The organism is Microbacterium sp. TPD7012 (assembly GCF_003075395.1).
In the GTDB taxonomy this organism is placed as follows: domain Bacteria; phylum Actinomycetota; class Actinomycetes; order Actinomycetales; family Microbacteriaceae; genus Microbacterium.
In genome coordinates this window covers 813988-840440 of the sequence record NZ_QDFV01000002.1, presented here as the reverse complement: position 1 = coordinate 840440, position 26453 = coordinate 813988, and the positions used below count along the sequence as shown (strand labels likewise).

The following is a 26453-nucleotide window of genomic DNA, read 5'->3' as shown; positions in this document are numbered from 1 at the left end:
CCCCCGCGCTTCGACACGCACAGCGAACACCCACGAAGGAAAGAGACCATGACCGCCACCGCCACAGCCGCCGGCCGACCGACCGTGACACCGGTGCCCTTCGACCCCGAGGTGCAGGCCGTGCTCGACGAGCTCGCTCGGAACCCGCAGCCCGCTCTCACACGCGCGACGCTCCCTCGCGAAGGAACGGATCGGATGTTCCCCGACAACGACTCGGTGATCTCCGGTCGCGACATCGACTGGGAGGATCGGGTCATCCCCGGCCGGGCCGGCTCCCCGGACGTGGAGATCACGATCTTCCGTCCCCGCGGCAGCATCGGCGAGGTCCTCCCCGCTTTCCTCAACATCCACGGCGGCGGCATGATCGTCGGCCACCGCTCGTGGGAGACCGCGCGGGTCGTCGACATCGTCGCCGAGCACAGGGTGGTCGCCGTCAACGTCGAGTACCGCCTCGCGCCCGAGCATCCGTTCCCGGCAGGGGTGGAGGACTGCTACGCCGGATTCGTCTGGCTGCATGAGAACGCCGCCGCACTCGGCGTGGACCCCGACCGCATCATCGTCGGCGGCGGGAGTGCGGGTGGTGGCCTCACCGCCGCCGTCGCCCTCATGGCACGCGACCGGCAGGGGCCGGTCATGGCGGGCCAGCTGCTGCTCTGCCCCATGATCGACAACACCAACACCACGGTCTCGAGCCGGCAGTACGACGGCATCGGCACGTGGCAGCGCGAGATGAACCTGCTCGCCTGGTCGTGCGTGCTCGGCGAGGAGCTCGCCTTCAGCGCGGAGGCTCCGGCCTACGCGGCCGCCAGCCGCGCGACCGACGTGTCGAACCTCCCTCCGGCCTTCATCGAGGTCGGCGAAGCGGAGGCGTTCCGCGATGAGGACACCGAGTACGCCCTGCGCCTCTGGGCGACGGGCGGCCAGGCCGAGCTCCATGTGTGGGGCGGAGGCGCGCACGGCTTCGACATGTACATGCCGGATGCCGAGATCTCCCGCGCCGCGCTCGCCGCCCGCGCCTCCTGGCTGCGCCGCACGTGGAGCAGCGGACGATGAGCCTGCCCCCTGTCCCCTACGATCCCGAGCTCGTCGCGGGACTCGAGGCATTCGTGAGTCTCGTCGAGATCATCCCGCTGCGCGCCGACACCATCCACGCGAACCGCGACCACTTCGCCACGATCATCCCGCCGATGTCCGTGCAGGTCGAGGGCCGGGCCGTGAGCTGGGAGGACCGCGTCATCCCGGGGCCGCCGGGAGCGCCGGACATCGAGATCACGATCGTGCGACCGCGCAGAGCAGCGACCGCCCCCGCCCCGGCGGTGCTCTCGATCCACGGCGGCGGCATGGTCCTCGGGACGAGGTTCTTCGGCACGGGCGAGCTGATCGATCTCGCAGAGCGACACGGCGTGGTCGGCATCGCCGTCGAGTACCGCCTCGCCCCGGAGCATCCGGGCCCCGCGCAGGCCGAGGACTGCTATGCGGCGCTGGAGTGGATGGTCGCCCATGCCGAGGAGCTCGGCATCGACCCGGACCGGATCATCGCGTCCGGCGTGAGCGCGGGCGGAGGGCTGTCAGCTGCCGTGGCGCTGATCGCCCGCGACAGAGGAGGGCCACGACTGGCCGGACAGCTCCTCGGCTGCCCCATGCTCGACGACCGCAACCAGACCGTCTCGAGTCGTCAGTACGACGGCTTCGGCGCGTGGGACCGCAACAACAACGACACCGCCTGGGATGCGATCGCCGGGACCGAGCGGTTCACCGACGCGGTCTCGCCGTACACCGCACCGGCACGAGCGACGGATCTCGCCGGCCTCGCGCCGGCGTTCATCGAGGTGGGCGCCGCCGAGACCTTCCGCGACGAGGCGGTGGACTACGCCCTGCGCATCTGGGCGACCGGCGGTCAGGCCGAGCTGCACGTCTGGGCAGGCGGATATCACGGCTTCTCCGGGTTCTCCCCCGATGCCGCCGTGTCGAAGGCGGCGGACGACGCCCGCGAGAGCTGGCTGCGCCGCACGCTCCGCCTCGACGGATGAGCATCCCGGTCTCCGGCGAACCCGGGCGCCCGCGGATGGGCACGCTGCACGCGATGCTCGTGCTGGGGATGCTGGAGGCCTTCGGTCCGCTGTCGATGGACCTGTATCTGCCGCAGCTGCCGCAGCTGGCTGCCTCCCTCGCGACGACCGAGGCACTCGGCCAGGCGACGATGTCGGCGTGCATGATCGGGCTCGGACTCGGGCAACTCGTCGCGGGGCCGCTCAGCGACCGCTACGGCCGGCGACTCCCGCTGATGGCGGGGGTGACGGCTTTCGCGCTGCTGTCGGCGCTGTGCGCGATGGCGCCGAGCATCGAGCTGCTGCTGCTCGCCCGTTTCCTGCAGGGCCTCGCCGGCTCCGCCGGGATCGTGATCTGCCTGGCGATCGCCCGTGACCAGTTCGACGGCGTCGAGCTCTCCCGCATGCTGTCGCTGCTGTTCCTGGTCTCGGGCACGGCGCCGATCATCGCTCCCGTGGTGGGCGGGCAGCTCGCGCGCATCATGGACTGGCGAGGGATCTTCTGGGTGCTCGGCGGTGTCGGGATCGCCCTCCTCCTGGTCGTGGTTCTCGCGCTGCCGGAGACCCTGCCCTCCGCCGAGCGGCACGGGGGCGGCCTGCGAGCACTCGGCGGGCACGCGGGCGCCGTCGTGCGCGACCGCCTCTTCCTCGCCGTGCTCATCGCCGCAGCGGGTGGCGGTGTCGCCTTCTTCACCTACCTGTCGATGTCCTCCTTCGTCCTGCAGGACGAGTTCGGCCTCACCCCGCAGGAGTTCAGCCTCGCCTTCGCTGCGGGGGCGCTGGCCAGCATCGTCGGCGGACAGACGAGCCGCCTGGTCGTGCGCCGCTGGGGACCGCTGAACGTGTACCTCGGCGGGATCACCACGACCCTGGTCGCGACGACGATGTTCCTCGTGCTCGCGCTGATCGGCACCGGAGTCACCGGGGTCGTCGCGGCACTCGTCGGCTTCATGCTGTGCGCGGGGATCGGCGGGCCGAACGGGCAGACGCTCGCCCTCGCCCACCACCGCGCCAGGGCAGGCACCGCGTCAGCGCTGCTCGGGATGGCGACCTTCCTCTTCGGACCGGTCGTCGCGCCGCTCGCCGCAGGGATCGGCGGCACCGATGCCGTGACGATGGCCCTCACCATGACGGTCGCCGCAGCGGCGTCGGCCTTCGCCGCCTGGGTGTTCGTTCGACCGGCGGCTCGCGGCTGAGCCGCGTGGGGCGGCGTCTCAGTACCGCGCCGAGAACGCCCCGTCGGACTTGAGCAGCTGACCCGAGATCCAGCGCCCTTCGTCGGACACGAGGAACTCCACGACTGCCGCGACGTCGGCCGGTCGACCGAGTCGACCGAGCGGGGTCATCTCTCCCAGCTGGGTGCGCGTCTCGTCATCCATCCATCCGGTGTCGATCGGGCCGGGATTCAGCACGTTCGCCGAGATGCCCCGTGGGCCGAGCTCGCGCGCCGCCGAGATCACGAGCCGATCGAGCGCGCCCTTGGACGCGCCGTACGGCAGGTTGCCGGTGACGTGGTCGCTCGTGAGCGCCACGATCGCGCCGCCGTCGTCGCCGATCTGGCGCGCGAACGCCGCGATCAGCAGCAGGCTCGCTCGGGCGTTCACCGCGACGTGCAGGTCGAAGCTCTCAGCGGTCGTGTCGAGGATGCCGGATTCGACGTCGTGCGCATGGCTGAGGATGAGCGCCGAGATCGGTCCGTGCGCGGCGGTGACCTCGGCGATCAGAGCGTCAGGGCCCTCCGCTGTCGAGAGGTCGGCGGGGTGATCCGCATCGCGCAGGTCGCTGGTGACGACGGTCCAGCCTGCCGCGCGCAGACGCGGCACGATGCCGGCCGCGATGCTGTTCGCGCGCGCGGCGCCGGTGATCAGGGCGAGGGGCATCCGGCCACGCTACCGGACCGCATCAGCGGTCAGAACCCGAGGCACATCACGGCGACTCCCGCCGCCATAGCCCAGGACTCGGTCGTGAGCAGGCGCGCGGTGCGCCCGTGGTGCACCGGCTCGACGACCCATTCCGCGACGACCGTCCACAGCACGACGCTGATCACCCCGACCACGACGACGACCGAGAGCAGCCCCGACAGCCCCTGGCCATGACCGTGACCTGCCACGGCGGCGGCCTGCCCGGTCGACGCGCTTTCGAAGGAGCAGATCGCCATCACCAGCGACACGAGCGCGCGGTGGCAGCACGTGGCGGCGGCCGGCGTTCCACGGACCCCCATGGTCCCGAGCATCGCGGAGAGCAGCAGCACCGCACCGAGGATCAGGCCGAGGACGGGACCGCCCTCGCCGACCGCCACCAGCAGCATCACCGCCGCCATCACGAGAGCCGACTGCCTGCCCTGCCAGGGCACGGAGCGCCACGCGGCCACGCAGGCCGCGGCCGAGACGATCGCCGCCGCGGCCATCAGCCACGGCGCCGCCGGCAGGAGATGCTCCACCCGCGAAGTATATTGATCGAGCGCTCAAGATAGCTATACCCCCTCGGATGCGACAGGATGTGAACGTGCCCCGCATCGTCGATCACGATGAGCGCCGCCGGCAGATCGCCGAGGCGCTGCTGACCGTCGCCGCCCGCGACGGTCACGAGAACGTGTCGTCGCGCGCGGTCGCGAAGGAGCTCGGCGTGGCGACCGGATCGCTCTGGCACTACTTCGACGGGTTCGACGACGTCGTGCGCGCCGCCGCCGCCGAGGTCACCCGTCGCACCGACACGCGGATCGCCGACGCCACCGCGGGCCTGCGCGGCCTGCCCCGACTGCACGCGCTCATGCGCGAGGTCCTCCCGGTCGACGAGCGCACCCGCAGCGAAGCGCATGTGGTCGTCGGATTCTGGGGGCGCGTCGCCACCCTCGAGACGACGCCGGATGCCGGGGCACCCACCCTCGCGACATGGCAGGACAGCATCCGCTCCTCCCTCGAGGAGGCGGTCGCCGATGGCACGCTCCGCGCCGAGACCCCGCAGGATGCCGTGATGGCGCTGCTGCGCTCGATCACCTACGGCCAGCAGGTGGTCGAGGTCACCGAGCCTCAGCCGGCCTCGGCGCACCTGGCCGTGCTCGAGGGCATCCTCGCCCCCTGGCGCGCCTGATCCGCACCGCCGCGGCCCGGGTCTTGTGACGCCGGGCGTTCCGTCGTACGATCGTGCCAACCCGTTTATTGAGCACTTGCTCGAAAATAGTGAGGTCGACGATGTCCCACCACCCGCAGCCCGTCATCGAGAAGATCGCCGTCCCGCATCCGCTCGATCCGCTCACCGGCCCGGAGATCGCCGCCGCCCGCGCCGTCCTCGACGCCGCCGGCCTCATGACCGAGACCACGCGCGTGCCGATGCTGCTCCCCGACGAGCCGACGAAGCAGGAGCGCGCCGCCTGGCATCCCGGGGCGCCGATCGACCGGCGAGTCGACGTCACGCTGCTCGACATCGCCACCGGCGTCGCCACCGAGGTCATCGTGTCGATCACCCGCGGCGAGGTCCTCCGCACCGAGCGGGTGCCCAACGACGCGCCGCCCTACGGCCAGCCGCAGTATCTGTTCGAGGAGTACGAGCGCGCCGAGACGATCGCGAAGGCCTCGCCCGAGTGGCAGGCCGCGATGACGCGCCGCGGCCTCGCCGACCACATGGCGCTGGCGTTCTGCGGTCCGCTCGCCCCGGGATACACCGGCCGCGCCGACGAGGTCGGCCGCCGCGTCATCCGCTCCCTCACGTTCCTCAAGAACGACGAGGCCGACTCCCCCTGGGCGCACCCCGTCGAGGGACTGATCGTGCACATCGACCTCACGACGAACAGCGTCATCCGGGTCGAGGACCACGGCGATGTACCGGTCCCCGCCGGACACGGCAACTACTACCCCGAGGCCCAGGGAGCCGCGCGCACGACCCTCAAGCCCATCGAGATCACCCAGCCCGAGGGGCCGAGCTTCACGGTCACAGGCTCCCTCGTCGAGTGGGAGGGCTGGTCGATGCGCGTGGACTTCAACGCCCGCGAAGGCCTCGTGCTGCACGACGTCTCGTTCGGCGGACGCTCGGTGCTGAGCAGGGCGAGCGTGCCGGAGATGGTCGTGCCCTACGGCGACACCGCACCGGGACGCTTCTGGATCAGCTACTTCGACGCCGGCGAGTACCTCCTCGGCAAGAACGCCAACCACCTCGAGCTCGGCTGCGACTGCCTCGGCGTCATCCGCTACCTCGACGGCCATGTGGCCGACGATCACGGCAACCCGGTGCGCATCCCGAACGTGATCTGCATGCACGAAGAGGACTACGGCATCCTCTGGAAGCACACCGACCTCTCCGGCCGCTCCGACGTGCGCCGCTCGCGCCGCTTCGTGGTGTCGTACTTCTCGACGATCGGCAACTACGACTACGGCTTCTACTGGAACTTCTCCCTCGACGGCTCGATCGAGGTCGTCGCGAAGGCCACCGGCATCGTCTTCGCCGCAGCCGGCGAGCCCGGCGTGCGGCAGAGCCACGCGACCGAGCTCGCACCCGGCGTCTTCGCCCCGGTGCACCAGCATCTGTTCTGCGCCCGACTCGACGTCGCGATCGACGGAGACGACAACCGACTCCTCGAGATCGACGCCCAGCGCGTGCCGATGGGTCCGGACAACCCCTTCGGCAACGCGTTCACCTGGTCGGAGACGCTCCTCGCGACGGAGCAGGCAGCGCAGCGCGAGGCCGACACGTCGGTCGCGCGCGTCTGGGAGGTGCAGAGCGCCACGCGGACCAACCGGGTGGGCCGCCCCACCGCGTATCACCTGATCCCCGAGCCGACCGCTCTGCTGATGGCCGATCCGGAGTCGTCGGTCGCCGCACGTGCCGCCTTCGCCACGAAGCACCTCTGGGCGACGCGGCACGAGCCGGGGCAGATCTGGCCCGCGGGTCGCTACCCGAACGCGCATCAGGGCGGGGCGGGACTGCCCGAGTACTCGGCGGGCGATCGCTCGATCGACGGCGAGGACATCGTGCTCTGGCACACGTTCGGGCTCACGCACTTCCCCCGCCCCGAGGACTGGCCCATCATGCCCGTCGACTACGCGGGCTTCTGGTTCAAGCCGAACGGCTTCCTCGACCAGAACCCCGCGATGGACGTGCCGGAGTCCTCACAGGCGCATGCCGCTCCGGCGGCGGAGGGATGCTGCGGCGGAGGCGCCGCCTGCAGCTGCGGTCACTGAACGCGACCGCATCCCGTCAGGCGAGCGCGGCGATCGCGTCGCGGAGGATGCCGTCGGCGTCGACGAGCGCGGATGCCGCGGCCTCGGGCGACGCGTCGACGGCGAGCATCAGCAGGGCGAGCTTCACCGAGCCGTCGGCGGCACGGAGCACCTCCGACGCGGCGTCGACGCCGACGCCGGCGAGCTGCGACACCGTGCGGATGGACCGGGCGTGCAGCTTCTCGTTGGTGGCGAGCAGGTCGACCATGACCCCGCGATAGGTCTTGCCGAGCTTGATCATCGACAGCGTGGTGAGCATGTTCACCACGAGCTTCTGCGCGGTGCCGGACTTCAGCCGTGTGGATCCCGAGATGAACTCGGGTCCGGTGACCACCTCGATCGCGATCTCGGCGGCCGCGCCGATGGCGGAGTCGGCATTCGAGGCGATCGCGACCGTCAGCGCGCCGAGCCCCCGCGCGTACTCCAGCCCGCCGACGACGTAGGGCGTCCGCCCGGATGCCGAGATGCCGACGACCGTGTCGCTCGCGGACAGGTCGAGGTCGCGCAGCGATGCGGCGGCCGCCTCGTCGTCGTCCTCCGCGTTCTCGACGGCGGACCGGATCGCGGTCTCGCCCCCGGCGATCAGCCCCACGACCATCGAGGGGTCCGTCCCGAAGGTGGGAGGGCACTCGCTCGCGTCGAGCACGCCGATGCGCCCTGCGGTTCCCGCACCGATGTAGATGAGCCGTCCGCCGCGGCGGAACCGCGCGGTGATCCCGTCGATCGCCGAGGCGATCTCGGCGGCGCGCTCCGCGACCGCGGCCGGGACGCGGCGGTCCTCGGCGTTCATGCGCCGGATGAGCTCGGCGGTGTCGAGCAGGTCGAGGTCGCCGCGCTCCGTGGTCGACGCCTCGGTGTCGAGGCTCTCGAGCACCGAGAGCAGGGCGGTCAGTCGGGCGTCGTCATTCGGCACGGTGCACGAACCTTTCGTGGGGAAGATCGGCACGGCGCGCGAGGAGCAGCGCGCCGTCGAGAGCGGTGCCGGCTGCGGGGACGGTCTGCCGTCCCGCCGCCTGCAGCGCGGAGACCAGGGCGGCACGGAACCAGGCGTGCTGGGTGAGCCCACCGTGGAGCGCGACCGTGAGCGTGCGGGACGAGGCGGCGACCGCGGAAGCGGTGAGCAGCCGCACCGCGTCGTCGACGATCTCGCCGGCCACGCGATCGCCTGCGGCCGCGGAGTCGAGCACCAGCGGGGCGAAGGTCGCGAGCCGCCGCGCGAGCGGTTCGGGATCCGCCAGCCAGCCGATGATGTCGGATGCCGTGCCGATCCGCGCCTCGATCGCCGGGGCGAGCACGGTGTCGGGCGACAGACCCGCGGATGCGCGGAGCACCGCGCGCAGGGCCTCCCGGCCGAGCCAGGACCCGCTCCCGAAGTCGCCGAGCTCGGGCCCCCATCCGTCGACGAGCCTGGCGCCGTCGGCATCGATGCCGAGTGCCGCGGCGCCGGTGCCGGCGATGAGGAGCACGCCCTCCCCGCCTGCGAGCGCACCGGCGTGCGCGGCGACGACGTCGGACGCGACGGCGACCCTCGCGTGCGTCGCCGTCGCCAGAGCGGCGGCCAGCCGTCGGGCTGCGCCGGGGGCGCTCCATGCGCCCGCGGCGCCGACTCCGACGAGGTCGATGGGGCCGTCGTCCGCCCGCAGCAGAGGCAGGATGGCGGCGGTCGCCGCGTTCACGCCGTCGGCCGCGGCGAGGCCGGGGGCGCCCACGCCCTCGCGGACCACGTCGCCGGACGAGACACGGCACCGGGACTTGCCGAGATCGACGGCGACGGCGGGGCGCGGGGAACTCATGAAAATAGTCTACGCAGAAGCAACTAATCGTGAAACAATTGTTCATCCGGCCGTTTCCGAGCCCAGGAGGGGCATGAGCATCCAGACGACCATCGCGACGGCCGCCGAGACCCTTCCGCCCTCGCTCGCTCGGATCGCCCGCGTCATCGCCGACGATCCCACCACCGCCGTCGAGAGCACGATCTCCGAGCTCGCCGCTCTCTGCGACACCTCGGTCGCCTCTGTCGTGCGCTTCTGCCGCGTCATCGGCCTTCGCGGCTACGCCGCACTGCGGATGGCGCTGGCCGCCGAGCTCGGGCGCGAGTCCGTGCAGTTCAACGCCCCCGCCGGTTTCGGCTCCGAGATCGCCACGGGCGACACCCTTCCGGATGCCGTCGGCAAGATCGCCGCGCTCGAGCTGCTCGCGATCGAGGAGACGATCGGGAATCTCGACTTCGACGTGCTCGCTGCGGCCGTGGAGGCGATCGATCAGGCGGACCGCATCCTGCTCTTCGGCGTCGGCGCGAGCCGCCTGGTCGCCGACGACCTCGGACACAAGCTCCTCCGGATCGGGCGCTCGGCGATCGTGCTGTCCGACGCGCACGAGGCGAGCGCCGCGGCGTCGCTCAGCGCGACGAGAGCGGTCGCGATCGGGTTCTCGAACTCGGGGTCGACGAGGGAGACGCTGCGGTTCCTGCAGGCGGCGCACGGCGCCGGCACGACGACGGTCGGAGTCACGAGCGTCGTCGACTCCCCTCTCGCCCGCGAATCGGACCATGCCCTGTTCACCCACGCGCGCGAACCCCGTTTCCGGGCGGGAGCCATGGTCAGCCGCATCGCCCAGCTCGCGCTCGTCGACTGCCTCTTCGTCGGCGTCGCCCAGCGTCGCCACGCCCACACGGTGCACGCGCTCCAGCGCACGGCCGACGCAGCCAGGGCGCTCCGCGACGAATGACGTCGGCCGCGGCGCCGTCAGTGCGCCGACGCCGCTTCAGGAGCGGGGGCGGGGGTCCGGGGCGACCCGGTCGAGCTCGCCGTGCGCAGGAACACGATGATCCAGCTGAAGATCAGCACGGCCGCAATGAGCTCCACCGCCGTGAGGTTGTAGTAGCCGATCACGAAGAACACCGCCAGCAGCACGATGACCAGCACGTACACCCAGCCGAAGACGACGAAGACGCGGGGGATGCTGCGCAGGAACCACGGGAGCCCGACCACGACCACCGCGAACACCACCGTCATGCCGGTCGCCACCGTGTTGTGCACGAGGAAGAACTCGTCGACGGGGAAGATTCCCACGCACGCGAGGAAGACGCCCAGCAGGATCAGGCCTCCCCGAACGACGAACCGGCCGCGGCGGTCGATCGGATCCGATGCCGGCAGGCCGGCCGTGGCGTAGCGCGAGATCGTCGTCACCATGACGCCGGCGATGATGAGCGTGATGTTGAAGGCGAGTGAGGCGCTGTTGGTGCTCATCCCGAGCGCCGAGAGGTTGTCGCGCCACCAGTGCGGATCGCTCGACGCGAGCATGCTGGCGAAGGCGCCGACGACGAGGAACACCGCGAGCACGAGAGACAGGACCGTCGGCGTGAGCGCGACGGCGCTGAGGAAGGAGACGTAGCCGGTCAGGGCGAAGGCCACGGCCACGAGCACCGCGCCGGGGAACGCGAACACCGGGGCATCCGTGAAGCTCCGCTCGAGCAGCTCGGCGATCCCGATCCAGCCGAGGTAGGCGATCGCCGCGTGGGCGAAGGCGATCGCGACGAGGTCGTACCACCGCAGCCGGTCACCCGGCACGCTGAAGCCGTCGCGAAGCCCGTCGGCGTCCGGCTCCGCCGGCCGCACCGCCAGGCGTCCCACCACGAAGGCGATGACCGCCGTGACGGCTCCCCCGACCGCCGCGAAGACGCCGATGGAGCCGGAGCCGCTGATCGCGAGCTCACGACCCCAGAAGACCGGCAGTCCGATCGCGAAGCCCAGCACCAGGAAGGCCGCGCCCACGATGAGCGCCGTCGCCTCGAAGACGGCATCCGATCTGTCCGCTCCCCGCACCTGCCGCAGGACGAGCAGGATCCTGTCACCGAGAGCTTTCATCGTCCATCCTCCGGTCACATCCTAGGAGCAGTGCTGTGCGGCCGCCGCCGGTGATAACATCGCGGAACGGATCGTATACAACGTCGTCGTTCCACCATCCCGAGGTGATCAGTCATGAACGGTGCATTCGCTGCCCCCGTCGCCCCTGCCGAGTCGGTGTCGTCGCTCATCGCGCGCAACATCAGCGAGTTCCGCGCTGCCGTCTCCCAGTCCTTCGTCCCTCTGCAGGTGTCCAGCGACGGCCCCGATCACTTCCGCGGCGTCATCCGCGGCGCGTCCGTCGATGAGGTGCACGTGACGGAGGTGCGTGCGACGTCGCACGTCGTCGAGCGCACGCCCGAGCTGATCGCCCGCGGCGACCGCTCCTACTTCAAGGTGAGCCTGATGCTCGCCGGCACCGGCCTGCTCATCCAGGACGACCGCGAGGCCGTGCTGCACCCCGGGGACCTCGCCGTGTACGACACGGATCGCCCGTACTCCCTCGTCTTCGACCAGGACTTCCGCACGATGGTCGTGATGTTCCCGAAGCACCTGATCAGTCTGCCGTCCGACATGATCGGCCAGCTCACCGCGGTCCGGATCTCCGGCCAGGAGGGCCTCGGCGGCATGGTCGTGCCGTATCTGACGCAACTCGCCGGAAACCTCGACCAGCTCGCCGGCACCACGGGCGCCCGCCTCGCGCACAGCGCCCTCGACCTCGTGACGACCGTGTTCACGCGCGAGCTCGGACTCGACGAGGTCTCCGCCGACCCGCATCGCGCGCTCGTGCAGCGCATCCGCTCGTACATCGACCGCAACCTGGCGTCGACCGATCTCGGCCCTGCGACGATCGCCGCGGCTCATTTCATCTCCACGCGTCACCTGCACGGGCTCTTCCAGGAGCAGGGGGTCACCGTCTCGACGTGGATCCGCACCCGTCGCCTCGAGCAGTGCCGACGCGATCTGCTCGACCCGATGCTCGCCGACCGCCCCGTCGCCGCGATCGCGGCCCGCTGGGGCTTCGTGGATGCCGCGCACTTCAGCCGCGCGTTCAAGGCGGCATTCGGGGTCTCCCCGAGCGAGTACCGCGCCGCGCACTGACGCCGCCGATCGCGGGTCCTTGCCCGGGAGGGCACGCCGGTTGACTCTCGGCGCGCGATGGTGCCCCCGCTCTTGAGCGGATGCCGCGCCGCGGCTGAGCATGAGGCAAGCGCACCGCGATGACGCGGCGCCCGGAGCATCGATGCTCCGCCACGTGCGATGTCAGGACCTCCATGACCGACACCTCCCTCGATCCGGCGCTCGACGAGTGGCGCACCTACGACGAGTTCGCGGCGGGGATCGACACCTTCCGGCTTCCGAACGTGTCCTTGGCCGGCACCGCGCTCGCCCTCAGCCTCGACGACGGCTCCGCGCTGTCCCTGAGCTTCGACTCCATCGCCGTCACCTGGACCGGATTCGATGCCTCCGGCACCGATCCCTACGATGCCGTCGCCGTGCGCGACGACGTCGTGTTCGTCAACATCCCCCTGGAGAGCCGCGAGCGCGAGGCGCTGACGGTCGTCTACTCGACGACGACGCACCGCGCGACCGTCATCCGCTCCCGCATCGCGGCGGAGGCCGTGGAGGGCGTCCCGCAGGTCGGACAGGAGTTCTGGGCCGCGACGACCGACGCCGGCGAGGCGACGGGCGAGGTCCCCGGCCCGAGCCGCGACCTCATCGGCAAGCGCAACGTCTACCGCTACAGCCCGCACCACCTGTACGAGCACGTCTACGTGTCGAGCACGCGATACGCGTGGCAGTGCCTGGAGGGCGTGCAGCGCGGTCACGGCGACATGGATCTGTCGACCGTGTGGAAGTTCGCCGACGGACTGTACCTGTTCTGCTTCCGCGAGTTCCGCATCGCCGTGGCGAGCGTCTGGCTGCACGACCTCGGCTACCAGCTGATGACCACGGGCATCTTCCTCGGACTCAACGGCGAAGGCCGGGCCGAGCACTCCCGGGGCGGTGGTCACATCTACCCGCTCGGCTCCGTCGCCTATCCCGACGCCCAGCCGGTCTGACCCCCTTCGACAGGCTCAGGAACCCGGAAGAGATCGAGGAGAGCGCATATGAGCAACGCAGACATCATCCGCGGCCACTACGCCGCCAGCGACCGGGGCGACCTCGACGGCATGCTCGCGCCGTTCGCAGCGGACATCCGGTGGACCGAGGCCGCCGGATTCCCGTACGCCGGCACCTACGTCGGACCGGATGCCGTCGCCGCGAACGTCTTCGCCCGCCTCCAGGAGGACTGGGACGACTACACCGTGGCGATCGACGAGGTCATCGACGGCGGAGACGTCGTGGTCGGCATCGGCACGTACTCCGGCACCAACAGGGCCACCGGACGGTTCTTCGCCGCTCGCGTCGCGCACGTCTGGCGCCTGAAGGACGCCGAGGTCGTCGCCTTCGAGCAGTTCACCGACACCGAGATGGTCAGCCGCGCGCTGCGCGACCCGTCGACAGGCTCAGGGACCCCGGCCTGAGCCGCAGCACGACACCGCACGACCCGAACACACGAGAGGCAGGAAGCACATGAACAGACGAGCATCCGGCACCGCGGCGCTCCTCGCCGTGGCAGCCCTCACCCTGGCCGGCTGCGCCGGCGGGGACGGCGGCGGAGGCGACGGCGCCCCGATCGTCGTCGGCTCCGTCAACACGATCAGCGGACCGGCGACGTTCCCCGAGGCATCGCAGGCGGCAGCCGCCGTCTTCGACGCCTTCAACGAGGCCGGAGGGCTCGATGGTCGCACGATCGAGTACAAGACCCTCGATGACAAGGGCGACCCCGCGACCGCCACGGCATCCGCTCGCGAACTGGTGGGCAGCGACGGCGCCGTCGCTCTCGTCGGCTCGGCCAGCCTCATCGAGTGCGAGATCAACGCCAAGTACTACGAGCAGGAGGGGATCCTCTCGATGCCCGGCATCGGCGTCGACACCGGATGCTTCGCCAGCGAGAGCATCTCACCGGCGAACGTGGGGCCGTTCAACGACATGACCCTCACGCTGCAGTACGGATCGGAGGTGCTCGGTCTGGACGACATCTGCATCCTGCTCGAGATCGCCGGCTCCACGCGCCCGACCTACCAGGCCGCGATCGACAAGTGGACGGAGATCACCGGCAAGGAGCCGAAGTACGTCGACGACACCGTGCCATACGGCGCCTCGGATTACACGCCCTACATCGTCAAGGCACGGGACCAGGGCTGCAAGGCGCTGGCGATCAACCCGGTCGAACCCGACGCGATCGGTCAGGTCAAGGCGGCCAACGCGCAGGGCTGGGACGACGTGACCTGGCTCTACCTGACGAGCGTCTACAGCGAGAATTTCGCCGATGCGATCGACGACGCCGGTGCCGGGATCTACGTGCCCGCGGAGTTCTACCCGTTCACCGACGACAGCGAGATCAACGCCGACTGGCGGGAGCTGATGGAGGCGAACGACATCCCGCTCACCTCGTTCAGCCAGGGTGGGTACCTGGCCGCGACGTACTTCATCGAGGTGCTCGAGGGCATCGACGGCGACATCACGCGCGAGAGCGTCTCCGAGGCCCTCAAGGCCATGGACCCGATCGAGAACCCGATGGTGGGAACACCGTACGCGTTCGGCACCCAGAACACCGCGGGGTGGCCGATCATCCTGAAGTCCGGCACGAACGCCTGGGAGCAGGTCGCCGACGACTGGCTGCGCATCGGCGAATAGACACCCTTCACGCCCTTCGTCTCGCTTCGCTCGCTCAGGGACCGGAAGCACCCCCGGTCCCTGAGCCTGTCGAAGGGCCCCTCCCCCTCAGATCAGAAAGGACGCCTCATGCTGCAAGGCGCGATCGCCGGCCTCGCCGCCGGCGGACTCTACGCCGTCCTCGGCGGATGCCTGACGCTGATGTCACGCCTCGTCCGCGTGGTGAACTTCGCGCAGGCCGCGACCGGGATGTTCGGCGCGTTCACGGCGGTGTGGTTCGTCCGCGAGATCGGGCTGCCCATCTGGCTCGGGTCGGTGCTCGGTGTGCTGGTCGCGGGGCTGCTCGCCGCAGCGATCGGCTTCATCGCGGCGACCTGGCTCTCCGAGGCCTCGACCACCACACGCTCCGCGATGACGGTCGGGCCGCTGCTCCTGCTGATCTCCATGTCGTTCATCCTGTTCGGCAACAAGCCCCAGCCGTTCACACCGATCATCGCCGGGCCCGCCTTCTCGTTCGGCGGCGTCGTGGTCAGCCAGGTCACGGTCGCGACCGTGGCGATGGCGATCGTCACCGCCGTCGTGGTGCGGATCGTGCTTCGTCGCACCAGAGTGGGCACGCAGCTCCGTGCCCTCTCGGAGCGGCCGACGACGGCGGAGCTGCTCGGCATCCGTTCGCGTCCGCTGTCGATCGCGGTCTGGTTCGTGACCGGCGTGATCAGCGCGATCGCTATCATCATCGTGGCCCCGTCGCAGTCGAACGACGCGACGAGCCTCGCGATGCTCATCGTCCCCGCGGCCGCTGCCGCCCTGCTCGGCGGGTTCCGGCGTCTCGACCTCGCGGTGATCGGCGGCGTCGTGCTCGGCGTGCTCGGCGGCCTGGTCGCCCAGATCGACGAGGTCGCGCTCGTGCGCAACTTCCTCCCGTTCCTGTTCATCGTCGTCCTTCTCCTCTGGACCCAGCGCAAGGAGGTGTGGGATGCCGCTCGCTGACCGTCCCTGGTTCCGGATCACCTGGCCGTTCGCGATCGCCCTCGCGGGCATCGGGGCCGGCGCGATCCTGAGCGCGGCCCTGCCGGGCTATTTCGTGTTCCTCGCCATCAGCGCCGTGATCGCCGCCATCGCGATCCTCGGTCTCGGCATCGTGACCGGGTCCGCCGGCATGATCGCGCTGTGCCAGCTCACGTTCGCAGCCGTCGGCGCGTGGATCGTCTCGCTGCTCAACGTGCTGCAGGCACCGGGCGGATTCATCGTCTGGCTCGTGCTCGGCGGCATCGCCGCAGGGCTCGTCGGCGTGCTCGTCGGACTCCCCGCACTCCGCCTCCGCGGCGTGAATCTCGCGGTCGTCACACTCGGCTTCGCGGCAGCGGCCGACGTCACCCTCGTGCAGATCCAGTTCCCCGGCTCCGCCGACGGCACCGCGATCGAGCGCCCCACGATGTTCTCCGACGATCGGCAGTTCTTCTTCCTCTCGATCGTCGTGCTCGCACTCTGCGCGCTCGGAGTCTTCTTCCTCCAGCGCGGACGCTGGGGATCGAGCTGGAAGGCCGTCGCTTTCTCCGAGCGCGGCACCGCCGCCGCGGGCCAGAGCGTGCAGATCGCGAAACTCACGGCGTTCGCGGTCTCGGCCGCGCTGGGCGGCGTCGCCGGGGGTCTGCTGGCCGGTCAGGTGCAGCTGCCGTTCGCGTCGAGCTTCACTCCGCTGCAGTCCCTCGCGCTCTACGTGCTGGCGATCATGTCGGGCGCGCACCTGATCGACATGGCCATCTTCGGCGGCATCCTCTGGGTGCTCGTCCCCGAGCTGCTCAAGCGCTGGGGAATCCCGCAGGACTGGGGATTCGTGGTGTTCGGCGTGCTCGGCGTGCAGGCACTCACGAGCGGGACCAACCTCGGTCAGGGGATCCGCAACCTGTTCTACCGGCGCGCCGACCGACGAGCGGCGAACGCGGAGCTCACGGCGCTCCCGCCGGATGCCGGAGCGGATGCCGGTGCCATCACCACGACGACCACCGCCACGGTCGATGAGGCCGCCCTCGACGGAGCACCCGTGCTCTCGGTCGAAGGGCTCACCGTGCAGTTCGGCGCGCTGAAGGCGCTCGACGACGTGTCGGTCGTGATGCCGGCCGCGTCGATCATGGGGCTGATCGGTCCGAACGGTGCAGGGAAGTCGACGTTCGTCGACGCGATCAGCGGATTCCTGCCGAAGCACGGCGGACGCGTGCTCCTCGGCGATCGGGATCTCGGAGGCCTCTCCCCCACCCGGCGCGCACGGCTCGGGCTGCGCCGCACGTTCCAGCAGGATCGCGTCCCACCCGCGCTCACGATCGGCGCCTATGTGCGGTTCGTCGCACGACGCCGACTCGCGGCATCCGACATCGACGAGGTGCTGGAGTTCTTCGGATGCCCGCCGGCCCGCGCTCGCCTGTCGAGCGTCGACGTCGGAACGAGACGACTCGTCGAGGTCGCCGCGAACGTGGTGTCGCGCCCTCGGCTGCTGATCCTCGACGAGCCTGCTGCCGGGCTCTCGCATGACGAGCATCTGGCCCTCGCTGCGCGGCTCCGAGAGCTTCCGGCGCGCTACGGCATCGCGCTGATCATCATCGAGCACGACCTCGATCTCGTGCGCTCGGTCTGCCCGACACTGACCGTCCTGGACTTCGGCCGCGTGCTCGCCAGCGGACCGCAGGCCGAGGTCCTCGCGAACCCCGACGTCGTGAAGGCGTACATGGGAGAGACGGAGCTGCTGAAGTGAGCGAACTCGTCGTGGACGCCGTGAGCGTCAGCCGCGGGGCGGGCGCCGTCATCTCCGATGTCTCCCTGCGGGTCGAGGGCGGCGAGGTGCTGGCCCTGGTCGGTCCCAACGGCGCAGGAAAGACCAGCCTGATCGAGTCGATCTCGGGTGTGACCCCGCACTCCGCCGGCACCATCACGCTCGACGGCGAGCCGATCGACAGGCTGTCGCGGGTCGCGCGATCACGGCGCGGCATCGTGCACATCGAGCAGGGCAGAGCGGTGTTCCCCTCGCTCACCGTGCGGGAGAACATCTCGCTCACCGCCCGCACGTCCGCAGAGCTGGATGCGGCGATCGCGCAGTTCCCCGAGCTGGAGAAGCGCATCGACTCGCCGACCGCCCTGCTCTCGGGCGGAGAGCAGCAGATGGTGGTGCTGGCGCGCGCCTTCGCCGCGAAGCCCCGCATCCTGCTCATCGACGAGATGTCGCTCGGCCTCGCGCCGGTCGTCTTCCTGCGGCTCATGCCGATCGTGCGCTCGATCGCGGACTCCGGCGTCGGGGTGCTGCTGGTGGAGCAGTTCACGCAGGTCGCGCTCGGTCTCGCGCGCGAGGCCGTGGTCGTCGCGGGCGGCCGGGTGTCCTTCCAGGGCACGGCGGAAGAGCTCAGCGCCGATCCCGCCCTGCTGCACCGCGCGTACCTCGGCGGCTGACGGCATCCACGTCCTCCGCCGACCGGGCCCCCTTGCCGCCGACCCGGCCCCCTGTGCGCGCTCTCAACGGGCCGGGTCGCGCACAAGGGGGCCGCTCGCCACGAGGTGGAGAGTGCGCCAGCTAGCCTGGAGAGGTGACCGAAACGATTCGCGCCCGCGCCGTCCTGCTCGACATGGACGGCACCCTCGTCGACTCGACTGCGGTCGTGGAACGGCTCTGGCTCGCCTGGGCGGAGCCGCACGGAATCGATCCCGAGCACGTGCTCAGCGTCGTGCACGGTCGGCAGGGGCACCAGAGCATGTCGATCATGCTGCCGGAGCGCGATCATGCGATCAATCTCCGCGAGAACGACGAGATGCTCGCGACCGAGACGAACGACGTCGACGGGGTCATCGAGATCTCGGGGGCGAAGGCGCTGCTCCTGGCACTGCGCCCCTACCCGCACGCGATCGTGACGTCCGCGAACGTCGCGCTGATGACGGCACGGATGCAGGCGGCAGGACTCACTGTCCCCGCCCTCGCCGTCACGGCCGAGAGCGTCTCGGCATCCAAGCCGGATCCCGAAGGCTTCCTCCTCGGCGCGAAGACGCTCGGCGTCGACCCCGCCGACTGCATCGTGTTCGAGGACTCGGGGGCCGGCATCCAGGCTGGCCTCGCCGCCGGCATGCGCGTGGTCGGCGTCGGAGAGCACGCCGCAGCGCACAGCCCGACCTACCTCGTCGACGACCTCACGCAGGTCGCGGTCGTGGCGACGGGCGACGGCTTCGCGCTCGCCATCGACTGAGCGGGCTGCTACATCCCGGCGTGGTCGAACGCGATCGTCGGCACATCGACGACATGCGATCCGCCGTCGGCCACGATCACCGCGCCCGTGATGTACGACGACTCCCCCGAGCCGAGGAATCGAACGACCGACGCGATCTCCGACGGCTGTGCGGGTCGGCGCAGCGGCACGTCGGCGGTGACCGCCGCATAGGCCTCCTCGCGGGAGGAGAGATCCGCGTGGTTCGCGAACTCGTCCATCTCGTCGTCGGCCATCGGCGTCTGCACCCAGCCGGGGCAGATCGCGTTCACGCGCACCCCGTGCCGGCCGTAGTCGCGGGCGAGCGTGCGGGTCAGACCGATCAGCGCATGCTTGCCCACGGTGTACCCCGCGACCGACGGCCCGGCGAAGAGCCCGGCGAGCGACGACACGATCACGATCTGCCCCTTCGCCTCGATCAACGCGGGCAGCGACTCCCGCGCCATCGTGAAGGCGGTCGTGAGGTTGGCGCGGATCGCCGCGTCCCAGCCGGCGTCGTCGGTCTCGCCGACCGGCGAGAATCCGTGGCCTCCGGCATTCGCCACGAGCACGTCGATGCGTCCGAAGCGCGCCAGCACCTCGGCGACGGCCGCCTTCGCCGAGGCGGTGTCGGCGGCGTCCGCGACGACCGGCACGGCGCCGACGGCGCGCTCGACCTCCTGCAGCGGCTCAGGGCGGCGCCCGACGACCACGACGTGCGCGCCCTCGGCCGCATAGCGCTGGGCGATGGCGGCGCCGATGCCGGTGCCGCCTCCGGTGATGACGACGACGCGTCCGGCGACCGTCGATCCGACTGCGAGTCCCATTTCTGCTCCTTCTGCTGGTCCCGCGCTCGCGCGCGGGGGAATCCTGCCGTGCTGCTCGGTCGTCACGCGGGGAACCCCGAGCGGGCGGTGTATCCGAAGTCGCTGAGCAGCGTCGTCCCGTTGATCGCCCTGCTGAGCGGCGACACCAGATAGGAGACGTGCGCGGCGACGTCTGCAGCGCTCTGCACCGGGAATCCCGGTGCGTCGAACGCGGCGGAGCCGAGATCGCCGCGGCTCATCGGCGTGTCGACGATCGACGGCGCCACCGTGTTCACCCGGATGCGGGTGTCGGAGAGATCGACCGAGAGCGCCCGCCCGAACTGCACGAGTGCGGCCTTCGATGCCCCGTACGGCACCATGCCCGGCGACGCGACGAAGGCCGAGTCGCTTGCGAGCAGGACGACGGATGCCGCCGGCGCGGCACGCAGCGTCGGGAGCGCGTGCTTGAGCACGAGGAACGCTCCGGTCACGTTCACGGAGAGCACGGCATCCCAGTCGGCGAGATCGGTGTCCTCGATCGACGTGCCGACGGGCCCCGAGATCCCGGCGCAGCAGACCACGGCGTCGAGGCGGCCGAGCGTCATGGCAGCGGAGCCCACCGCCGCACGCACCTCGCTCTCGTCGGTCACATCCGCGACGAGGACCAGGGCCTCACGACATCCGCTCGCCGTCTCGCGGAGCGCGGCGGCGTCGCGATCCAGCAGGGCGACCCGCACGCCTTCCGCGGCGAGCGCGAGCGCCGTGGCGCGGCCGATCCCGCTCGCCGCGCCCGTCACGAGCGCCGTCGTACCCTGCAGCTGCAGATCCATCGCACCCTCCGGGGCCGCCGCCGGGCACCGGATGGTGCGGAGAGGACGGCGGTGTCGTCTCGGTCATCCTGCTCCCCCCTCGCGATGACGCGAACCGCCGTCGGCGGGGTGTGCGCGCTCGCACCATCGTCCTTCACTCAGGGTCAAGCGCCCGAGGTGTCGCGCGAGCAGACTCGCTCTATCGACGATTCCCCTCGTCGTCGGTGCCGTGCGAGCACGGCGTCACCGAGCAAAGGAGCCGACGTGGCACCCTCGACCGAAACATCTCACGAGCACACCGCTCTCCGCCCCGGTGCCCTCGGCGTCGCCGGCATCGTCTTCCTCGTGCTCGCCGCGGTCGCACCGCTCACGGGCATCGTGGTCGTCGCGTCCCTGGCGATCGCCCTCGGCAACGGCGGCGGCACCCCGATGTCGTTCTTCCTGGTGGCGGCGATCCTGCTGCTCTTCGCCGTCGGCTACGCGCAGATGTCCAAGCAGCTGGTGAACGCCGGCGGCTTCTACGCGTTCGTCGTGAAGGGCCTCGGCCGCACCGGCGGGCTGATCGCCGGGCTCATCGCGACGCTCGGCTACAACTTCTTCGTCGTGGGTACGATCGGCACCAGCGGATTCTTCATGCAGACGATCATCCGCGACCTCACCGGTCTCGACGTGCACTGGCTCGTATGGGGGCTGCTCTCGATCGCGGTGTGCTTCGTCCTCGCCCGCATCGGCGTCGACTTCAGCTCGAAGGTGCTGGGCGTGTGCCTGGTGCTCGAGGTGCTGATGCTCGTCGTGTTCGACGTGTCGGTGCTCGTGCAGACCGGGTACGACCTCGGTGCGTTCAGCCCGGAGGCGGTGTTCTCCGGCTCCCTGCCGATCGGACTCCTGCTCGCCGCGACCGGCTTCCTGGGGTTCGAGGCGACCGCGCTCTTCAGCGAAGAGGCGAAGCAGCCGCTGCGCACCATCCCCCGCGCCACCTACACCTCGATCATCGCGATCGGCGTGATCCTGGGCGTCACGACCTGGGCCGTGGTCAGCGCGACCGGAGTGGCGCAGGCGCAGGCGACCGCGCTCGAGCACCTCCCGACGGGCGACCTGATCTTCTCCCTGTCGCAGCAGTACCTCGGGGGCACCCTCACCACGGTGATGATGGTGCTCCTGCTGGTGAGCCTGTTCGCCGCGATGCTCGCCTTCCACAACTCGGCGACCCGCTACCTGTACTCGCTGGGACGCTCGCGGATCCTGCCGCAGGCGCTCGCGCGCACCAGGGCCAACGGTGCCCCGCAGCTCGCCGGTATCGTGCAGGCCGCATTCGCCGGCATCATGGCGATCATCTTCGCGATCGCCGGCGCCGACCCGATCCTCACGCTCGTTCCCGCGATGCTCGGCTTCGGCACCCTCAGCGTGCTGATCCTGCAGGGACTCGCGGCGATCTCGATCGTCGTGTACTTCCGCCGCAACCGGGACCCGCGCTGGTGGAGCACATTCATCGCACCCGGAATCGGATTCCTCGGCATCGCGGCGATCTCGGTCCTCGCCGTCGTGAACTTCAACATCGTCGCCGGCTCCGAGGAGCTCGCGATCCGGCTGATGCCGCTGCTGCTGGTCGTCGCGCTGATCGGCGGCATCGCGTACGGCGCCTACCTCAAGCGCGCGAAGCCCGCCGTCTACGACGGACTCGCCACCGACCTGGAGAAGTTCAGCGATCGCTGACGCTCTCCCCGCCTCCCCCATCGACAGATAAGGACGACGCATGACGACCCTGAACCCCGCAGACACCTCCACCTGGCTGCCGCTCGAGGGCCTCGCCCCCGGCTTCGACGCCAACAAGGCGCCGCACACCACGGCGCTCAGCGGCCGTGAGATCGCGGTCGTCGACGCCCGCGGCACCCGCATCGTGCACCGCTTCGGCGACACCACGGTCTCCTGGCAGTACCACCCGGGTGCGGAGGATCCCACCGAAGCCGCAGCGGACACCGATGACTACGAGGCGTTCGAGGTCGACGACGATCTCTACTTCGTGCAGTTCCATCACCGCTACCTGCCGAACGAGGCCGTCTCGCTCGTGCTGGATCTCCGCGCCGGTCGTGCCCTCGCCGTGATCTCGATCATCCTCCCCTCCCCGGAGCAGGGCCGCACCCGCGTGCAGCACGTCTTCGCGCCGAGCGTGATCGAGGGCGCCGACGTGTCGGGCACCGAGGCCGCGCCGACGACGACCCTGATCGGGCGTCGGGTCGAGTGGGTCTACAGCGCCGAGCACGCCTACGAGCACGTGTACCTGTCGTCGCGGTGGTACTCGTGGCAGTGCCTGGCCGGCCCGGAGCGCGGCCTCGCCGACACCGACGAGAACAGCGTGTGGGAGGTGCGTCCCGGCATCTACATCTTCGCGTGGCGCGAGAAGGTGATCCCCTGCGCCTCGGTGACGATCGCGGACCACCGCGACGTGAACGCGATCCGCTCGCACGGCGTGCTGTTCGGGCTCGACGAGACGGGCGAGGTGCCGACGCACTTCACGTTCGGTGCGCACGGACGGCTGCTGTCGACCACGCTCCACGCGCCCGAGCTCGAGCCGGCCGCCTTCGGAGAGGACTGAGGTGGGGACCGCCGCCGACCTGATCGTCACCGGCTCCGTGATCCGAACCGCCGACCGGTCGAACCCGCTCGTCGAGGCCCTCGCGGTCCGCGACGGACGAGTGCTCGCGGTCGGTTCCCTCGCCGATGTCGTACGACTGCGAGGACCGGGAACGCGGATGCTGGACGTCGGGGGCGCGGCGGTCTATCCCGGTTTCGTCGACGTGCACAACCATCACGCGCTGGCCGGCCGCACCGACCTGTTCGAGCTGTCGCTGCCGCCGTCGCTGACCCTCGATGAGATCCTCGCGCACGTGCGCGACAGGGCGGCCGCACTGCCCGCTGATGCCTGGATCGTCGGCGGCGCGGTGCCGACGACGCTGCTGCCTTCGCTGGCGAACACGAACTCGCGCCGGCGACTCGACGACGCATCCGGCGGACGGCCGGTGATGCTCATGGAGGACTCCCGGCACAACCGCTGGGTGAACACGCGTGCGCTCGAGCTCGCGGGCATCACCGCGACGAGCATCCCGTCGTCGGGCGTGACGATGCTCGACCCCGACGACGGCACCCCCACGGGCGTGCTGCTGGAGGCGGCGGGGATCCCGGTGCAGGAGGCCTTCGACGTCGGCGGCGGGCTCACACCGGAGCAGCATGTGGCCGCCTCGCGCCGCGGCGTCGAGCTGCTGAACTCCTTCGGCATCACGACCTTCCAGGACGCGGGTGTCTCGGTCGACATCCTCGGCGCCCTCGCGACCCTCGACCGCGCGGGAGCGCTGAACGCGTGGGTCGTGTCGTCGATGCTCATCAACGACGACATCTTCGGCGTCGCGCCGATCGGCACGCCCCTCATCGAACGAGGAGAGGAGTTCCGCACGACGCACCACCGCCCCGACTTCGTGAAGATCTTCCTCGACGGCGTGCCCCCGGCGCACACGGCCGCCTTCCTCGATCCGTATCCGGCCGACGCCGCACACGGCGCGCACTTCCACGGCGAGACGACGATGACGTTCGACGAGCTCGCCGGCTGGCTGCGCGCGGTCGCCGACAGAGGTCTCGGCGCGAAGGTCCACTGCACCGGCGACGGCTCCGCCCGGCTCGTGCTGGATGTCGCGGAGCGCCTGCGGGGCGAGGGCGTCACCACCCCGATCCAGATCGCGCACGGACAGTTTCTCGCCGACACCGACATCCCTCGGCTGCAGGCACTGGACGTGTCGGCCGACATCTCCCCGTTCATCTGGTTCCCCGGTGTCATCCCCCAGGCGCTCGCCGACGTGCTCGGCGAGCGCGCGGAGCACTCGCAGCCGAACCGCGCGCTGATCGACTCCGGCGCACTGGTGGCCGGCGGGTCGGACTGGCCCGTGAGCGAGTCCCCGAACACCCTGGAGGGATTGCAGGGCCTGGTGACGCGAGCCGATCCGCTCGGGCGCGCACCCGGCGTGCTCTGGCCGGAGCAGGCCATCTCCGCCGAGGAGGCGCTCGAGGTCTTCACGATCAACGCCGCGACGGCGATGGGCCTCGGTGCGGAGACCGGTTCCCTGACGCCCGGCAAGTCCGCGGACTTCGTCGTGCTGGCGCGCGACGCGATCGCCGGGCCGCCGGACGAGATCGTGCACACGCCGGTCATCTCGACGTGGTTCGCCGGCCGCGAGGTGCACTCCGCCTGACGCGAGGACCACCCGTACCGCCGAAACCCCCACCCGCGGTCATCGCGGGTGGGGGTTTCTCGTCGGCGTCGCGCGCGGCGTCTCAGTCCGCGAGCACGAACCCCGCCCCGCGCTCCCCGATCATCGCCGCGGGCGCGTTGGTGTTGCCGGTCGGGACCGTGGGGATGACAGAGGCGTCGATCACCCGCAGACCGTCGACCCCGTGCACGCGCAGTCGAGGGTCGACCACGGCATCGGCATCCGTCCCCATCCGGCACGTTCCGACCTGGTGGTGGTAGGTGATGGCCGTGCGGCGCACCCAGTCCTCGACGTCGGCATCCGACACGTCGGGACCGGGATAGGCCTCCACCGCGCCCCACCGCTCGGCGAGGGCCGGGTGGGCGCCGATGCGGCGGCATTGGCGCACGGATGCCGCGAGCGAGGCGACATCGCGGTCGTCGGCCAGCGCGGCCAGGTCGATGTCCGGTCGATCGCCCAGCCCGGGGCCGGTGAGTGTCAGCGCACCACGGCTGTACGGCGTCACGAGCCCGGCCATCAGGGTGAATCCGTCGTCCCCCTTCGGATCCAGCTCGCCCCACATCGGCACCGAGAAGTGGATGGGCTGCGTGTCGGGCTCCGCGAGGTCGTCGCGACTGCGCCAGAAGAGGTGAGTCTGCGTCACCGAGACACCGGGCTGCGGCGGACCGACCGGACGCGCCGTCGTCGTGAAGACGACCGGCGAAAGGAGGTGGTCGTGCAGGTTCTTCCCGACCCCCGGAGAGTCCTGCACGACCGGGATCCCCAGGGCCTCGAGCTCCGCCGCGGGTCCGATGCCCGATCGCAGCAGGATGATCGGCGAACCGATGGCGCCGGCCGAGAGGATGACCTCGTCGGCGAACACGTCCTCGGAGTCCGCGCCCTCCCCCAGCCGGACCCCCCGCGCCCGGCCGTCCTCGATGATCACCGAGTGGACTTCCCGTCCGGTGATGATCGTCAGCTTCTCAGCGACCGGCTGCGCGTACGTCGTCCAGGTGTTCACCCGGCGACCGTCGCGGATCGTGACCTGCTGCTGAGAGACCCCGTCGAGGACGCCGCCGTTGTAGTTCGGATTGTGCGGCAGCCCCTCCTCCACGGCGGCGGCGATGATCGACTCCTGGATCGGCGAGAGCGCATAGTCGTCGCTCACGTACAGCAGATCGTGCTCGATCGCGTCGTACACGGGTTCGACCTCGGACCAGCCCCAGTCGGTCGCGCCGGCCGTCTCCCACCCGTCGTAGTCGGATGCCGCTCCGCGCACCCAGATCATGGCGTTGAGAGCGTGCGATCCTCCGGTCACCTTGCCCCGGGGCAGGTGCAGTCGACGCCCGGCCGCATGTTCCTGCGGCACGGTGAAGTAGTCCCAGTCCTCGGCCGAGTGCCACAGCTCTCCCGCGCGCGAGGGATCGTGGATGGCCGGATTCGTGTCGTACCCGCCCGCTTCGATGAGGGTCACCGCGACGCCGGCATCCGCCAGCCTCCGCGCCACGATGGCCCCCGACGTGCCGGCTCCGACGACGATGGCAGAGCGCATGG

General features: G+C 70.6%; 25 protein-coding genes. 17 read left to right on the top strand and 8 right to left on the bottom strand.

Annotation, left to right across the window (positions count from 1 at the left end; genetic code table 11):
* Nucleotides 1-48: 48 nt before the first annotated feature.
* From DC434_RS07965 to DC434_RS07955, 3 genes are read left to right on the top strand one after another with little or no spacing between them, the layout of a single operon-like run.
* The gene (locus tag DC434_RS07965; RefSeq protein ID WP_116634725.1) at nt 49-1053 is read left to right on the top strand and encodes an alpha/beta hydrolase; all 1005 of its coding nucleotides are present in this window, start codon (nt 49-51) and stop codon (nt 1051-1053) included.
* Nucleotides 1050-2030, top strand: coding sequence for an alpha/beta hydrolase (locus DC434_RS07960; RefSeq protein ID WP_116634724.1), 981 nt, complete (start codon nt 1050-1052; stop codon nt 2028-2030). Before DC434_RS07965 ends, DC434_RS07960 begins: the two co-directional genes overlap by 4 nt.
* Entirely contained in the window at nt 2027-3244 is a 1218-nt protein-coding gene (locus DC434_RS07955) for a multidrug effflux MFS transporter (protein ID WP_243408854.1), read from the top strand. The genes DC434_RS07960 and DC434_RS07955 overlap by 4 nt, the downstream gene beginning before the upstream one ends.
* Before the next feature lie 18 nt (nt 3245-3262).
* Here the strand turns inward: DC434_RS07955 and DC434_RS07950 are convergent, their stop codons facing one another.
* On the bottom strand, nt 3263-3928 hold the full coding sequence (locus tag DC434_RS07950; protein WP_116634722.1) for an SDR family oxidoreductase: 666 nt from the start codon (nt 3926-3928) through the stop codon (nt 3263-3265).
* A gap of 29 nt (nt 3929-3957) precedes the next feature.
* Entirely contained in the window at nt 3958-4488 is a 531-nt protein-coding gene (locus DC434_RS07945; protein ID WP_116634721.1) for a hypothetical protein, read from the bottom strand.
* A gap of 65 nt (nt 4489-4553) precedes the next feature.
* Here DC434_RS07945 and DC434_RS07940 point away from each other — a divergent pair, with 65 nt between their 5' ends.
* Nucleotides 4554-5138 carry a TetR/AcrR family transcriptional regulator gene (locus DC434_RS07940; RefSeq protein ID WP_116634790.1) on the top strand — a complete coding sequence of 195 codons (585 nt, stop codon included), beginning with the start codon at nt 4554-4556 and terminating at the stop codon, nt 5136-5138.
* 101 nt (nt 5139-5239) lie between these two features.
* A complete protein-coding gene (locus DC434_RS07935; protein WP_116634720.1) occupies nt 5240-7222 on the top strand; it encodes a primary-amine oxidase in 1983 nt (660 codons plus the stop codon).
* 16 nt (nt 7223-7238) lie between these two features.
* On the opposite strand, the gene murQ is transcribed toward DC434_RS07935, so the two are convergent.
* Together murQ and DC434_RS07925 are read right to left on the bottom strand one after the other, a co-directional pair.
* Complete coding sequence (murQ, locus tag DC434_RS07930) at nt 7239-8174, bottom strand: N-acetylmuramic acid 6-phosphate etherase (protein WP_116634719.1); 936 nt, start codon at nt 8172-8174, stop codon at nt 7239-7241.
* A complete protein-coding gene (locus DC434_RS07925) occupies nt 8164-9054 on the bottom strand; it encodes a BadF/BadG/BcrA/BcrD ATPase family protein (protein WP_116634718.1) in 891 nt (296 codons plus the stop codon). The genes murQ and DC434_RS07925 overlap by 11 nt, the downstream gene beginning before the upstream one ends.
* Before the next feature lie 73 nt (nt 9055-9127).
* On the opposite strand from DC434_RS07925, the gene DC434_RS07920 reads away from it, so the two are divergent.
* Entirely contained in the window at nt 9128-9988 is an 861-nt protein-coding gene (locus DC434_RS07920) for a MurR/RpiR family transcriptional regulator (protein WP_116634717.1), read from the top strand.
* Between the two features lie 17 nt (nt 9989-10005).
* Here DC434_RS07920 and DC434_RS07915 read toward each other — a convergent pair whose 3' ends face one another.
* Nucleotides 10006-11127: a DUF998 domain-containing protein gene (locus DC434_RS07915; protein WP_116634716.1), complete on the bottom strand. Its 1122-nt coding sequence runs from the start codon at nt 11125-11127 to the stop codon at nt 10006-10008.
* A gap of 114 nt (nt 11128-11241) precedes the next feature.
* Between DC434_RS07915 and DC434_RS07910 the strand changes: the two genes are divergently transcribed.
* From DC434_RS07910 to DC434_RS07875, 8 genes are all read left to right on the top strand, one after another.
* Nucleotides 11242-12207: a helix-turn-helix domain-containing protein gene (locus tag DC434_RS07910; RefSeq protein ID WP_116634715.1), complete on the top strand. Its 966-nt coding sequence runs from the start codon at nt 11242-11244 to the stop codon at nt 12205-12207.
* Nucleotides 12208-12380: 173 nt separating this feature from the next.
* The gene (locus tag DC434_RS07905; RefSeq protein ID WP_116634714.1) at nt 12381-13169 is read left to right on the top strand and encodes a MoaF C-terminal domain-containing protein; all 789 of its coding nucleotides are present in this window, start codon (nt 12381-12383) and stop codon (nt 13167-13169) included.
* A gap of 48 nt (nt 13170-13217) precedes the next feature.
* Entirely contained in the window at nt 13218-13634 is a 417-nt protein-coding gene (locus tag DC434_RS07900) for a nuclear transport factor 2 family protein (RefSeq protein WP_116634713.1), read from the top strand.
* Between the two features lie 49 nt (nt 13635-13683).
* Nucleotides 13684-14850: an ABC transporter substrate-binding protein gene (locus DC434_RS07895; protein WP_116634712.1), complete on the top strand. Its 1167-nt coding sequence runs from the start codon at nt 13684-13686 to the stop codon at nt 14848-14850.
* Between the two features lie 108 nt (nt 14851-14958).
* Nucleotides 14959-15819, top strand: a complete 861-nt coding sequence (locus tag DC434_RS07890) for a branched-chain amino acid ABC transporter permease (protein WP_116634711.1) — start codon at nt 14959-14961, stop codon at nt 15817-15819.
* Nucleotides 15806-17578 carry an ATP-binding cassette domain-containing protein gene (locus tag DC434_RS07885; protein WP_116634710.1) on the top strand — a complete coding sequence of 591 codons (1773 nt, stop codon included), beginning with the start codon at nt 15806-15808 and terminating at the stop codon, nt 17576-17578. Before DC434_RS07890 ends, DC434_RS07885 begins: the two co-directional genes overlap by 14 nt.
* Nucleotides 17575-18267 carry an ATP-binding cassette domain-containing protein gene (locus DC434_RS07880; RefSeq protein ID WP_116634709.1) on the top strand — a complete coding sequence of 231 codons (693 nt, stop codon included), beginning with the start codon at nt 17575-17577 and terminating at the stop codon, nt 18265-18267. The genes DC434_RS07885 and DC434_RS07880 overlap by 4 nt, the downstream gene beginning before the upstream one ends.
* Nucleotides 18268-18401: 134 nt before the next feature.
* On the top strand, nt 18402-19052 hold the full coding sequence (locus DC434_RS07875) for an HAD-IA family hydrolase (RefSeq protein WP_116634708.1): 651 nt from the start codon (nt 18402-18404) through the stop codon (nt 19050-19052).
* An 8-nt stretch (nt 19053-19060) separates the two neighbouring features.
* On the opposite strand, the gene DC434_RS07870 is transcribed toward DC434_RS07875, so the two are convergent.
* Entirely contained in the window at nt 19061-19876 is an 816-nt protein-coding gene (locus DC434_RS07870) for an SDR family oxidoreductase (protein ID WP_116634707.1), read from the bottom strand.
* A gap of 62 nt (nt 19877-19938) precedes the next feature.
* Entirely contained in the window at nt 19939-20685 is a 747-nt protein-coding gene (locus DC434_RS07865; protein WP_116634706.1) for an SDR family oxidoreductase, read from the bottom strand.
* 243 nt (nt 20686-20928) lie between these two features.
* Between DC434_RS07865 and DC434_RS07860 the strand changes: the two genes are divergently transcribed.
* Genes DC434_RS07860 through DC434_RS07850 form a run of 3 tightly spaced genes read left to right on the top strand, consistent with a single transcriptional unit; the run spans nt 20929 to nt 24902 of the window.
* Nucleotides 20929-22377: an APC family permease gene (locus tag DC434_RS07860; RefSeq protein ID WP_116634705.1), complete on the top strand. Its 1449-nt coding sequence runs from the start codon at nt 20929-20931 to the stop codon at nt 22375-22377.
* Nucleotides 22378-22417: 40 nt separating this feature from the next.
* Entirely contained in the window at nt 22418-23257 is an 840-nt protein-coding gene (locus DC434_RS07855) for a molybdenum cofactor biosynthesis F family protein (protein ID WP_116634704.1), read from the top strand.
* A 1-nt stretch (nt 23258) separates the two neighbouring features.
* A complete protein-coding gene (locus DC434_RS07850) occupies nt 23259-24902 on the top strand; it encodes an amidohydrolase (protein ID WP_116634703.1) in 1644 nt (547 codons plus the stop codon).
* Nucleotides 24903-24984: 82 nt separating this feature from the next.
* On the opposite strand, the gene DC434_RS07845 is transcribed toward DC434_RS07850, so the two are convergent.
* Entirely contained in the window at nt 24985-26451 is a 1467-nt protein-coding gene (locus DC434_RS07845; RefSeq protein ID WP_116634702.1) for a GMC family oxidoreductase, read from the bottom strand.
* Between the last annotated feature and the right edge of the window lie 2 nt (nt 26452-26453).

Excerpts from the sequence above, each read along its gene's own strand:
- DC434_RS07965 (WP_116634725.1), top strand. The coding sequence starts at position 49 with ATGACCGCCACCGCCACAGCCGCCGGCCGACCGACCGTGACACCGGTG.
- DC434_RS07960 (WP_116634724.1), top strand. The coding sequence starts at position 1,050 with ATGAGCCTGCCCCCTGTCCCCTACGATCCCGAGCTCGTCGCGGGACTC.
- DC434_RS07955 (WP_243408854.1), top strand. The coding sequence starts at position 2,027 with ATGAGCATCCCGGTCTCCGGCGAACCCGGGCGCCCGCGGATGGGCACG.
- DC434_RS07950 (WP_116634722.1), bottom strand. The coding sequence starts at position 3,928 with ATGCCCCTCGCCCTGATCACCGGCGCCGCGCGCGCGAACAGCATCGCG.
- DC434_RS07935 (WP_116634720.1), top strand. The coding sequence starts at position 5,240 with ATGTCCCACCACCCGCAGCCCGTCATCGAGAAGATCGCCGTCCCGCAT.
- DC434_RS07925 (WP_116634718.1), bottom strand. The coding sequence starts at position 9,054 with ATGAGTTCCCCGCGCCCCGCCGTCGCCGTCGATCTCGGCAAGTCCCGG.
- DC434_RS07920 (WP_116634717.1), top strand. The coding sequence starts at position 9,128 with ATGAGCATCCAGACGACCATCGCGACGGCCGCCGAGACCCTTCCGCCC.
- DC434_RS07915 (WP_116634716.1), bottom strand. The coding sequence starts at position 11,127 with ATGAAAGCTCTCGGTGACAGGATCCTGCTCGTCCTGCGGCAGGTGCGG.
- DC434_RS07910 (WP_116634715.1), top strand. The coding sequence starts at position 11,242 with ATGAACGGTGCATTCGCTGCCCCCGTCGCCCCTGCCGAGTCGGTGTCG.
- DC434_RS07905 (WP_116634714.1), top strand. The coding sequence starts at position 12,381 with ATGACCGACACCTCCCTCGATCCGGCGCTCGACGAGTGGCGCACCTAC.
- DC434_RS07900 (WP_116634713.1), top strand. The coding sequence starts at position 13,218 with ATGAGCAACGCAGACATCATCCGCGGCCACTACGCCGCCAGCGACCGG.
- DC434_RS07895 (WP_116634712.1), top strand. The coding sequence starts at position 13,684 with ATGAACAGACGAGCATCCGGCACCGCGGCGCTCCTCGCCGTGGCAGCC.
- DC434_RS07890 (WP_116634711.1), top strand. The coding sequence starts at position 14,959 with ATGCTGCAAGGCGCGATCGCCGGCCTCGCCGCCGGCGGACTCTACGCC.
- DC434_RS07885 (WP_116634710.1), top strand. The coding sequence starts at position 15,806 with ATGCCGCTCGCTGACCGTCCCTGGTTCCGGATCACCTGGCCGTTCGCG.
- DC434_RS07870 (WP_116634707.1), bottom strand. The coding sequence starts at position 19,876 with ATGGGACTCGCAGTCGGATCGACGGTCGCCGGACGCGTCGTCGTCATC.
- DC434_RS07865 (WP_116634706.1), bottom strand. The coding sequence starts at position 20,685 with ATGGATCTGCAGCTGCAGGGTACGACGGCGCTCGTGACGGGCGCGGCG.
- DC434_RS07855 (WP_116634704.1), top strand. The coding sequence starts at position 22,418 with ATGACGACCCTGAACCCCGCAGACACCTCCACCTGGCTGCCGCTCGAG.
- DC434_RS07845 (WP_116634702.1), bottom strand. The coding sequence starts at position 26,451 with ATGCGCTCTGCCATCGTCGTCGGAGCCGGCACGTCGGGGGCCATCGTG.